Origin of the sequence: Mycobacterium sp. THU-M104 (assembly GCF_049197365.1) — a bacterium.
GTDB lineage: Bacteria > Actinomycetota > Actinomycetes > Mycobacteriales > Mycobacteriaceae > Mycobacterium.
The window spans coordinates 24,660-34,288 of sequence record NZ_JBMIOP010000206.1 but is presented as its reverse complement, the minus strand read 5'-3'; the positions used below and the strand labels follow the sequence as shown (position 1 = coordinate 34,288).

The following is a 9,629-nucleotide window of genomic DNA, read 5'->3' as shown; positions in this document are numbered from 1 at the left end:
GTCGAGGTAGTGGTAAGTCACCACAGGCCTTTTTCTTCGTTGAGTAGCTCATCGATTGTCGATGCCGTGGTGAGGTCATGCCGGGCGATTGTGCGGGTACGTGCGGGTCCGCTTGCCTTCCGGGGAATCAGGGCTGCCGACGACACGGCGGGGAGGATTGTGCCTATCCGGCGGTTGTGGCGGGTCAGCGCGTACCGCGGAAAGGCTATCGGGGGACAAATCCGTACGGATTATCGTACGACGTCGGTATGGCGAACGTCGTGACCACGGGTGAGGCGAGAGATGCGCTGCACAAGATCGCTCAACGTTTCGACGCCGGCGAGGGCGAGCCGGTGTACTTCGGCTCACGCCGACGGGCCCAGGGCGTCATCGTCCCCGTGGCGGTGTGGGAGAAGCTGCTCGATGCCGCCGAGGATGAGCTCGACGCAGAGCCGGCCCGCGACCGGATCACTCGAGACGATGGACGCCAATTAAGCCGCGCGGAGGTGAACGACGTCTTCGACCGGCTTGGTGCTGGCCGCTCCGCGTGAGCGGAGAAAAACAGCGGCCTGCCCGGTATCGGCTTACCTTCGCCTTGAACGTTCCGGCCGACCTCGTGGCCGTGCATCAGGCCGACCCGGCTGCACTGGATGCGGCGCAGGCCATTATCGATGACCGGGCGCACGGGCGGGTGCAGGGCAAGCTACTCGGTGAGCGGCGCGTCAGCGGCGATCTCACCGGACGTGCACGGGTCAAGTTCGATATCCCAAGCCAGCGGCCTCGACGATTCCGCTTGATTTACCGACGAATCGATGACGACACCCGTCACGTATAGCCATCAGGCTCCGCGACGAGCACGCCATCTACCGGACGGCTGTTCACCGAGTCGCGAAGGCTGATCCCCCGACGCTGGACGCCCGCAGAGCCGATCCTCTCTCGACGACTACTTCGAGGGCGGCCGTGACCTCAGCTCGAGGAGCCTTGGGCTTTTTCCGTAGAGCGTCTTCGGCAGAGCTGTTACCACGACGATCGTGTCGACTGATCTTGACATGATCGAGCTCATTACCATTGAGCAACATTACTTTTCAGTTATAGGCAGCGCACCCATGCTGGCACAATTGCGTAAACGATCCATGGACTGCCGGCAAACCCCTTTCACCTTCGACGTGTGGGTCATCCCGGTGTCGCAGGAGAAAACGGTGCGGTCGATATCGCACCACATCGCCGACCGGTCACAACCGGGCGCCCGGCACGCCAAATCCCGGCGCCGCACGAACCCGGCGTTCGCGGGTGCACCGGCCGGCCTGGCAAATAATGGCCGCCAATTCGGCGAGGCAACGCTCCAAGACCTGCCCATCCGTGGCGAACAGGCTGCCCTCCTGACAGACCATGCCCGACGCGTCCGCGGTGTCGTCGGCTCGGCGATCCCCGCCGGCTTTGACGGCCCGACGCCCCGCGTCGCGGTCAACCCGTTCCACCACATGGCCAACCGCGGCGCCCAGTCCGCTCCGCGTGACCCAAGGCCTGCGCTTCACGGAAACCCACAGCACGGTCACCGGTCCACTACGATGCAAACAACGTCGCCCGACATCGTCACGGAGTTTCGCGGAGGGTTTACCGTCGAACCGTCGCTAGCCTGGTTGCTTTCTCCACTGCCGGTGCAGACCTTCCTCGACGACATCTGGGGAGCCACGCGCTACCACGTCAAGCGGGAATGCCCGGCTTACTTCGACGGCCTGCTGCCCGGGCCCTCGCTCGTCGACGGACTCCTCGAACACCTGAGGGAGGAGCCGTCGGTGCTGCGCCTGGTCAAGGGCGAGCAGGACCGGGACCCCGGCACCTACCGGCGCGCCGACGGCAGCCTGGACGCCGCCGGCGTCCGTGACGGCCACGCCGCCGGTTACACGATCGTGGTGGACAACCTCGAACGGTACGTGCGCACGATCGGGTCGCTGGCCCACGCCATCGAGGTGCAGCTGAATTTCCCGACACAGGTCAACGGCTACGTCACGCCACCCGAATCGCAGGGATTCGTTCCGCATTACGACCACCACGACGTGTTGATCCTGCAGGTCCAGGGGTCCAAGGTCTGGCATCTCTACGGCGACGCGACGGTGCCGCCGCACGAGATGCAGCGGCGCAAGGTCGTCACCGGGGCCGACCTCCCGGCGCCGACCGACCTGCGCATGGAAGCCGGGGACACCCTGTACCTTCCGCGCGGACAGATCCATGCGGCAGAGACGGGCTCGCAGACCTCCGTCCATGTGACCGTTGGAATCCACGCGCCGACCGTGCTCACGCTCATCACCCATGCGTTGCACGTGCTCAGCTTTAGTGACGACCGCATCCACGATCGGCTCCCGCCGCGGCATCTCGACGATGGCGACGTGCGTGCGAACCTGGGTGCCCTCGTTCGCGACATCCTCGAGGGCCCGGACTTCATCCCCGAAGGACTCGGCGCCATGGAGGACGTTCTCGTCCGGCGCGGGCGGTGCCCACCGGTCGGACAGGGCGCGACCGCCGTCGGAATCGGCGGAAACACGCTCGTGGCCAAGCACCAACCGCTCTACTCACGGGTGGTCACCGGTACCGGCGGCGTCGCGCTGCAGTTCGCCCAACTGCTGATCAGCGTCGGCACCGACCATGAAGCCGCCCTGCGGTACCTGGCCCACAGCACCGGGCCGTTCCGGGTCCGCGACCTGCCCGGACTCACCCCGGCACAGCAAACGGAGCTCGTGCGGACGTTGATCGTGACCGGATTCCTCGTCCGCCAACCCGACGACTGATCCGGGGCAGCAATCCGCAGCCGCTGGATCCAGTCCTAAACTGCTCCCGCAAATACGGATAGATTGCACGATAAAAGTCGTTATTGCGGATTCCCGAGCATGGGGGCAACATCGGCCTGGTGACGGTCACGCCGATCTGGATGGCCTCCCCGCCGGAAGTACATTCGATGCTGCTGAGCAGCGGCCCGGGACCGGTGTCGTTGATCGCGGCGGCTGCGGCGTGGAACTCGCTCAGCGCCGAATACGCCTCGGCGGCCGAGGAACTCAGCGCTGCGCTGGCGGCCGTGCAAGCCGGGGCCTGGCAGGGCCCCAGCGCAGAGTCCTACGTCGCCGCCCACGTGCCGTACCTGGCGTGGCTGATACAGGCAAGTGCCGACAGCGCGGCGGCGGCCGACCAGCATGAGACCGCGACCACGGCCTACACCGCCGCCATGGCAGCCATGCCCACCATGGCCGAGCTGGCCGCCAACCACGCCGTCCACGCGGTCTTGGCGGCGACGAATTTCTTCGGTATCAATGCGATTCCGATCTCGCTCAACGAAGCCGACTATGCGCGGATGTGGGTCCAGGCCGCCGCCACCATGACGACCTACCACGCAGTGTCCGATGCCGCGGTGGCGTCGACCCCGCAGGTCGTCCCGGCGCCCCAGATACAGAAAAGCACCGCGAGCGACTCGCGCCCGGCCGAGGACAGCGGACCACGTCCCAACCAGTTGAGCTGGTGGACGACCCGGGCCCAAGAGGTGGCCGACGCGATCGGGCAAGACCTGTCGGGGTTCCCGTCCAACCCGTCCGCGGCGATCACCCGCCTGGAGACCGATCCCCTCCTGATCAGCGAAGTTCCGCACTGGGAAGGCGAAGTGGCCAACTTCTTCGCGCCACAACTCCACGAGTTGACACAGGTGGTGGAAGGACTGGGTATCGCGGCGCTGCCGACCCCGGCATACGCCGGGCTGGCGGGGCTGGCCGGCCTGGCTCAGCCGGCCCTCGCCCCGCCCGCCGCCGTCGCCCCCGCCCCGGTGGGTGCGCAGGTCCCCACGACTCCGGCTCCGGTGGCCGGCGTGATCCCGACCGTCGCCGCACCCGTCACAGCCCCGGCGATGGCACCGGCACCCGCAGCCATGCCCGCCCCGGCACCCACGCCCGGGGCCGCTCCCCCGCCACCGCCACCCCCGCCCACCGTCCACGCGTTCAGCCACCCCTATGTGGTCGGTCCACCCGGGGGCGCGGCGGGTTCGCCGATGAGGATCCGCGCGGCGGCCGTCACCAGGGCGGCTGAGCCCGGCGCCGTCGCGGCGGCAACGGCCGCGGACACGCCTGAACGGGCGCGGCGACGCAGGCCGCCGAGGGCACGACTGATCGACCGCGGATTCCGCCACGAATATCCGGATTTGGAGTCCAACGCCGCGGCCCTGGCCTCGGATTCGGGCGCGGGAGCCGGGGGATTCGCCGGGACCTCCCACCGGGCCGGCCCCGCCGAGGCGGCGGGACCGGCCACCCTGACAGCGGATACTCTGGGCGTCGGCCCGGACATGCCGATGATGCCGAGCAACTGGGATACGGCCGACTGACTCAGCGCCGTCCTCACCGGTCGGGTTGATAGCGGGCCAGCAGAGACCGCACGGTGTCCATGGCCGCCACGGCGCGTTCCTTGTCGACGGCCTGGATCGCCATCACCGGGATGTACTCGTCGTCGGGCAGGTCGACTCGTGCCCAGCGGTGGCCCGGCGGAAACGACACGTCGACCACGTCGGGCCACGGGATCAGCCGGTCGCCCAACAGGTTGCGCACCGAAACGCCGGCCGCGCCCACCCGCAGCCGCGGCCGCGCGAACAGCAACACAACACCGCCGATGACCAAGCCGAGTGTTGCCATCGCAACCTGGTCGGCCGTCTGGAAGATCACCCCGGTGGACCTGATCTTGAGCAGCAGACCGACAGCGATGTGCGCCGAGGCGATCAGGAACGCCGCGGCGTAGACGAATGGCAGCGTGCGATGCGGGCGCAGTACGACGTCCCAGTCGCCGTGACCCGATGCGTCGGTCACGGGCGGGCGCGCAGGTCACGCAGTGTCAGGGCGGTGGTCAGCGCGGCCGCGGTCGCCTGGGCACCCTTGTCCTCCGACGACGTGGCCAGCCCGGCCCGGTCCAGCGCCTGCGCCTCGGTGTTGGTGGTCAGCACCCCGTTGGCGATCGGCGTCGACGCGTCCAGCGCGACCCGGGTCAGCCCCTGGGTCACCGCATCGCAGACATAGTCGAAATGCGGTGTCTCACCTCGAATTACGACTCCCAGGGCAATCACCGCGTCGTGGTTGCGGGCAAGTTCCTGGGCGACCACCGGGATCTCGATGGCGCCGGTCACGCGGACGACCGTGGGGCTTGCGATCCCGGACTCGCCGGCTACCTTGCGCGCCCCCGCCAGCAGCGCATCGCAGATCGTGCTGTGCCAGGTACTCGCCACGATCGCCAGCCGCAGCCCCGACGCGTCCAGCGACGGCACCTCCGGCACCCCGGCTGCGGGACTCACAAGCGGCTCACAAAGCACCACCGAATTCACCCGGCAAATGCGCGGATTCGTGAAAGTAGTCGTCGAGGTCGGCCAGGTCGTGTCCCATCCGGTCACGCTTGGTCATCAAATAGCGGATGTTCTCGGCGTTGGCCCGAACCGGAAGTGGAACCCGCTCGATGATGTGCAACCCGTACCCGTCCAGGCCGACCCGTTTGGCGGGGTTGTTGGTCAGCAGCCGCATCGAACGCACGCCGAGGTCGACGAGGATCTGCGCGCCGATGCCGTAATCCCTTGCATCCGCCGGCAACCCGAGCTTCAGATTGGCGTCCACGGTGTCTTCCCCGGCATCCTGCAGCTGGTAGGCCTGCAGCTTGTGCATCAAGCCGATCCCGCGACCCTCGTGGCCCCGCATGTAGAGCACCACGCCCCGGCCCTCCCGAGCGACCATGGCCATCGCGGCGTCGAGCTGCGGGCCGCAATCGCAACGGCGCGAGCCGAACACGTCGCCGGTCAGGCATTCGGAGTGCACGCGGACCAGTACGTCGTCGCCGTCGGTGTTGGGACCGGCGATCTCGCCGCGGACCAACGCCACGTGTTCGACGTCTTCATAGATGCTGCGGTAGCCGATCGCGCGAAAGTCGCCGTGCCGGGTCGGGATCCGGGCCTCGGCAATGCGCTCGACGTGCTTCTCGTGCTTGCGCCGCCACTCGATCAAGTCGGCGATCGTGATCAGCGCGAGGCCGTGTTCGTCGGCGAAGACCCGCAGCTCGTCGGTCTGGGCCATTGCGCCCTCGTCCTTCTGGCTGACGATCTCGCAGATCGCGCCGGCGGGCCGCAGGCCGGCCATCCGGGCGAGGTCGACGGCGGCCTCCGTGTGACCGGGCCGACGCAACACACCACCGTCCTTGGCGCGCAACGGGACAACGTGCCCCGGGCGGGTGAAGTCGGTGGCGGCGCTGTCCGGGTCGGCCAGCAATCGCATGGTGGTCGCCCGATCCGACGCCGAAATACCGGTCCCTACACCGAGTTTGGCGTCAACGGTGACAGTGTAGGCCGTCCCGTGCTTGTCCTGGTTCACCGCGTACATCGGCAGCAGGCCGAGCCGGTCGCAGATCGCGCCGTCCAACGGAACGCACAGGTATCCCGAGGTGTAGCGGACCATGAACGCCACCATCTCCGGCGTCGCCTTCTCGGCGGCGAAGATCAGGTCGCCCTCGTTCTCGCGGTCCTCGTCGTCGATGACGACGACGGCCTTACCGGCCGCAATGTCGGCAACCGCCCTTTCGACGGAGTCCAACTTCGTCATCGCTGCTACCTTGCTGTCCGTGAGGCCCGCGGGGAACTCAGATCTTGCACTCAGTATGAACCACGGCACGGGCGTCGTTATTGCGGCCGTTTGATCAGCGGGTCCGCCCCTGAGTGGACATCAACCGTTCGACGTATTTGGCGATGACGTCGGCCTCGAGGTTGACCCGCGCTCCCACCGGCGCGCGGCCCAGCGTCGTCATGTCACGGGTCGTGGGGATCAGCGACACCTCGAACCAGTCGTGCGGCTGCGCGCCCACCCCCGACACCGTCAGGGAGATGCCGTCGACGGTGATCGACCCCTTCTCCACCACGTAGCGGGCCACCGCCTCGGGCAGCGCGATCCGGACCACCTCCCAGTGCTCGGAGGGCATGCGCGCCACCACCTGCCCGGTGCCGTCGACATGCCCCTGGACGATGTGACCGCTGAGCCGGCTGTTCAGGGCCGCAGCCCGTTCCAGGTTCACGCAGCTGCCCAGCTCGAGTTCGCCGAGGTTGGAGCGGTTCAGGGTTTCGGCCATCACGTCGGCGGTGAACCGGCCGTCGCCGGTCAGCTCGACGACTGTGAGGCACACGCCGTTGACGGCGATCGAGTCGCCGTGCCCGGCGTCGGCGGTGACCAAAGGTCCGCGGATGGTCAGGCGCGCGGCGTCGGTGAGGACGTCCCGGCCGGTCACCTCCCCGAGTTCCTCGACAATTCCGGTGAACATCGCCCCAGGTTAGTGACTTGGAGCGGCGAACCACACCCCACTGGTGCACCGATCGCGCCGCGGTCACCCTCTACGATGCAGGGTATGCAGACCCGCCGCCTGTTGGCCGCCCTGGCATCGCTCAGCATCGCCGCCGCCCTGATCGTCGGCTGTTCGTCGGGATCCAAACCCAGCGGCGGGCCACTGCCGGATGCGAACACCCTGATCAAGCAGTCCACCCAGACCACCAGGGACGTCAAGAGCGCCCACCTGGTGCTGACGGTGACCGGCAAGATCCCGGGGATGCCGATCAAGAACCTCACCGGTGACCTCACCACGTCGCCGGCCACCGCCGCGAGCGGCAACACCACCCTCACCCTCGCCGGCTCGGACATCAACGCCGACTTCATCGTCGTCGACGGGAACTTGTACGCCACGCTCACGCCCAACAAATGGAGCGACTTCGGCAAAGCCTCCGATATCTACGACGTCTCGGTGATCCTCAGTCCCGAGTCCGGCCTGGCCAACGCGCTGTCGAACTTCAGCGACGCCAAGGCCGAGGGCCGCGACACCATCGACGGGCAGACCACGATCCGTATCAGCGGAAACGTCACCGCCGACGCGGTCAACAAGATCGCGCCGCCCTTCGGTGCGTCGGGTCCGGTCCCGGCGACGGTCTGGATCCAGGAGAACGGCGAACACGAACTGGTGCGGGCCAGCCTGCAGAAGAGCGCGGGCAACGCGGTTCAGATGACGCTGTCGAAGTGGGGCGAGACGGTTCAGGTCAGCAAGCCCCCGGTGAGCTCGTGAGCACGGCCGCCGGGCGCCGGGTCGCGATCGGCGCGGGCAGCCTGGCGGTGCTGCTGGGCGCCCTGGACGCCTATGTCGTGATCACCATCATGCGCGACATCATGCGCGACGTCGGCATCCCCATCAACCAGCTCCAGCGAATCACCTGGATCATCACGATGTACCTGTTGGGCTACATCGCTGCCATGCCGCTGCTGGGCCGGGCTTCCGACCGGTTCGGCCGCAAGCTGGTGCTGCAGATCAGCCTGGTCCTGTTCATCGTCGGCTCGGTTGTCACCGCGCTGGCCGGACATTTCGGCGACTTCCACATGCTGATCGGCGGCCGCACCATCCAGGGTGTGGCCAGCGGCGCGCTGCTGCCCGTCACGCTGGCGCTGGGAGCCGACCTGTGGGCGCAGCGCAACCGCGCCGGCGTGCTCGGCGGCATCGGCGCCGCCCAGGAACTCGGCAGCGTGCTGGGGCCGCTCTACGGGATCTTTATCGTCTGGCTGTTCCACGACTGGCGCGATGTCTTCTGGATCAATGTTCCGCTCACCTTGATCGCCATGGTGATGATCCAATTCAGCCTGCCACGACACCAGCGCGTGCAGAATCCCGAAAAGATTGACCTGGTCGGCGGGGTTCTGCTCGCCGTCACACTCGGCCTCGCGATCATCGGCCTGTACAACCCTCAACCCGACGGCAAAGAAATACTGCCCCCCTACGGGCCGCCGCTGGTGCTCGCGGCACTCGTGGTCGCGGTGCTTTTCCTGCTCTGGGAGCGCTTCTCCCGGACCCGGCTGATCGAACCGGAGGGCGTGCATTTCCGGCCCTTCCTGGCCGCGCTGGGCACCTGGGTGGCCGCGGGCGCAGCCTTGATGGTGACCCTGGTGAACGTGGAGCTGTTCGGCCAGGGGGTGTTGCAAATGGACCAGGCGCGCGCGGCCGGCCTGCTTTTGTGGTTCCTCATCGCACTGCCGGTCGGGGCGGTGCTCGGCGGGTGGATCGCCACCCGGACCGGCGACCGTGCGATGGCGTTCGTCGGGCTGATGATCGCCGCCTGCGGCTACTGGCTGATCCACTACTGGCGCCAAGATGTGCTGGATCGGCAGCACCACATTCTCGGGTTGCTCCACGTGCCGGTGCTGCACACCGACCTGCTGGTGGCCGGGCTGGGGCTCGGCCTGGTGATCGGCCCACTGACCTCTGCGGCGCTTCGGGTGGTGCCGTCTTCCCAGCACGGCATCGCCTCGGCAGCCGTCGTGGTCGCCCGGCAGACGGGCATGCTGATCGGCGTCGCGGCGCTGAGCGCCTGGGGTCTGTACCGGTTCAACCGGATCGTGGCCGGGTTGACGGCCACGATCCCGCCCGACGCGACGCTGTTCGAACGGGTTGCCGCGCAGGCCACCCTGTATCTGAAGGCGTTCGCGATGATGTACGGCGACATCTTCAAGGTCACCGCGATCATCTGCGTCGTGGGCGCGCTGCTGGGTTTACTGGTAGGCGGCAGATCCGAGCAGGCCGACGAACCCGAACTCACCGAAGAGCAGGCCGTCGCCCCGGTGAAGGGCTGA

The 9,629-nt window shown here is 67.7% G+C and carries 11 protein-coding genes and 1 pseudogene; 6 read left to right on the top strand and 6 right to left on the bottom strand.

Translation table 11 applies throughout. The features are described from left to right. Window positions 1-113: 113 nt before the first annotated feature. Window positions 114-194 (bottom strand): annotated as a pseudogene (locus ACOJVU_RS16285) (type II toxin-antitoxin system Phd/YefM family antitoxin); the annotation flags it as partial. A gap of 54 nt (window positions 195-248) precedes the next feature. Here ACOJVU_RS16285 and ACOJVU_RS16280 point away from each other — a divergent pair. Both ACOJVU_RS16280 and ACOJVU_RS16275 read left to right on the top strand, forming a co-directional pair. Next, entirely contained in the window at window positions 249-530 is a 282-nt protein-coding gene (locus tag ACOJVU_RS16280) for a hypothetical protein (protein ID WP_421530710.1), read from the top strand. Then, complete coding sequence (locus ACOJVU_RS16275; protein ID WP_421530709.1) at window positions 527-814, top strand: hypothetical protein; 288 nt, start codon at window positions 527-529, stop codon at window positions 812-814. Before ACOJVU_RS16280 ends, ACOJVU_RS16275 begins: the two co-directional genes overlap by 4 nt. A gap of 397 nt (window positions 815-1,211) precedes the next feature. On the opposite strand, the gene ACOJVU_RS16270 is transcribed toward ACOJVU_RS16275, so the two are convergent. Next, window positions 1,212-1,535 (bottom strand): DUF222 domain-containing protein, encoded by a 324-nt coding sequence (locus ACOJVU_RS16270; protein ID WP_421530708.1) that lies wholly within the window; start codon window positions 1,533-1,535, stop codon window positions 1,212-1,214. A 12-nt stretch (window positions 1,536-1,547) separates the two neighbouring features. Between ACOJVU_RS16270 and ACOJVU_RS16265 the strand changes: the two genes are divergently transcribed. Beyond that, window positions 1,548-2,765 carry a cupin domain-containing protein gene (locus ACOJVU_RS16265; RefSeq protein WP_421530707.1) on the top strand — a complete coding sequence of 406 codons (1,218 nt, stop codon included), beginning with the start codon at window positions 1,548-1,550 and terminating at the stop codon, window positions 2,763-2,765. 140 nt (window positions 2,766-2,905) lie between these two features. After that, complete coding sequence (locus ACOJVU_RS16260; RefSeq protein ID WP_421530712.1) at window positions 2,906-4,336, top strand: PPE family protein; 1,431 nt, start codon at window positions 2,906-2,908, stop codon at window positions 4,334-4,336. A gap of 13 nt (window positions 4,337-4,349) precedes the next feature. On the opposite strand, the gene ACOJVU_RS16255 is transcribed toward ACOJVU_RS16260, so the two are convergent. From ACOJVU_RS16255 to ACOJVU_RS16240, 4 genes are all read right to left on the bottom strand, one after another. Then, the gene (locus tag ACOJVU_RS16255; protein ID WP_421530706.1) at window positions 4,350-4,811 is read right to left on the bottom strand and encodes a PH domain-containing protein; all 462 of its coding nucleotides are present in this window, start codon (window positions 4,809-4,811) and stop codon (window positions 4,350-4,352) included. Beyond that, window positions 4,808-5,290 (bottom strand): 6,7-dimethyl-8-ribityllumazine synthase, encoded by a 483-nt coding sequence (gene ribH, locus ACOJVU_RS16250; RefSeq protein WP_421530705.1) that lies wholly within the window; start codon window positions 5,288-5,290, stop codon window positions 4,808-4,810. The genes ACOJVU_RS16255 and ribH overlap by 4 nt, the downstream gene beginning before the upstream one ends. 7 nt (window positions 5,291-5,297) lie before the next feature. Continuing rightward, complete coding sequence (locus tag ACOJVU_RS16245) at window positions 5,298-6,578, bottom strand: bifunctional 3,4-dihydroxy-2-butanone-4-phosphate synthase/GTP cyclohydrolase II (RefSeq protein WP_421530704.1); 1,281 nt, start codon at window positions 6,576-6,578, stop codon at window positions 5,298-5,300. A gap of 94 nt (window positions 6,579-6,672) precedes the next feature. Beyond that, a complete protein-coding gene (locus ACOJVU_RS16240; protein WP_421530703.1) occupies window positions 6,673-7,287 on the bottom strand; it encodes a riboflavin synthase in 615 nt (204 codons plus the stop codon). Window positions 7,288-7,371: 84 nt separating this feature from the next. Here ACOJVU_RS16240 and ACOJVU_RS16235 point away from each other — a divergent pair, with 84 nt between their 5' ends. Both ACOJVU_RS16235 and ACOJVU_RS16230 read left to right on the top strand, forming a co-directional pair. Then, window positions 7,372-8,076, top strand: coding sequence for an LppX_LprAFG lipoprotein (locus tag ACOJVU_RS16235; RefSeq protein ID WP_421530702.1), 705 nt, complete (start codon window positions 7,372-7,374; stop codon window positions 8,074-8,076). Further along, on the top strand, window positions 8,073-9,629 hold the full coding sequence (locus ACOJVU_RS16230; protein WP_421530701.1) for an MFS transporter: 1,557 nt from the start codon (window positions 8,073-8,075) through the stop codon (window positions 9,627-9,629). Before ACOJVU_RS16235 ends, ACOJVU_RS16230 begins: the two co-directional genes overlap by 4 nt.

What these genes read in the sequence shown, in the direction of transcription:
- ACOJVU_RS16280 (WP_421530710.1), top strand. Translation starts at nt 249, where the DNA reads ATGGCGAACGTCGTGACCACGGGTGAGGCGAGAGATGCGCTGCACAAG.
- ACOJVU_RS16265 (WP_421530707.1), top strand. Translation starts at nt 1,548, where the DNA reads ATGCAAACAACGTCGCCCGACATCGTCACGGAGTTTCGCGGAGGGTTT.
- ACOJVU_RS16260 (WP_421530712.1), top strand. Translation starts at nt 2,906, where the DNA reads ATGGCCTCCCCGCCGGAAGTACATTCGATGCTGCTGAGCAGCGGCCCG.
- ACOJVU_RS16245 (WP_421530704.1), bottom strand. Translation starts at nt 6,578, where the DNA reads ATGACGAAGTTGGACTCCGTCGAAAGGGCGGTTGCCGACATTGCGGCC.
- ACOJVU_RS16240 (WP_421530703.1), bottom strand. Translation starts at nt 7,287, where the DNA reads ATGTTCACCGGAATTGTCGAGGAACTCGGGGAGGTGACCGGCCGGGAC.
- ACOJVU_RS16235 (WP_421530702.1), top strand. Translation starts at nt 7,372, where the DNA reads ATGCAGACCCGCCGCCTGTTGGCCGCCCTGGCATCGCTCAGCATCGCC.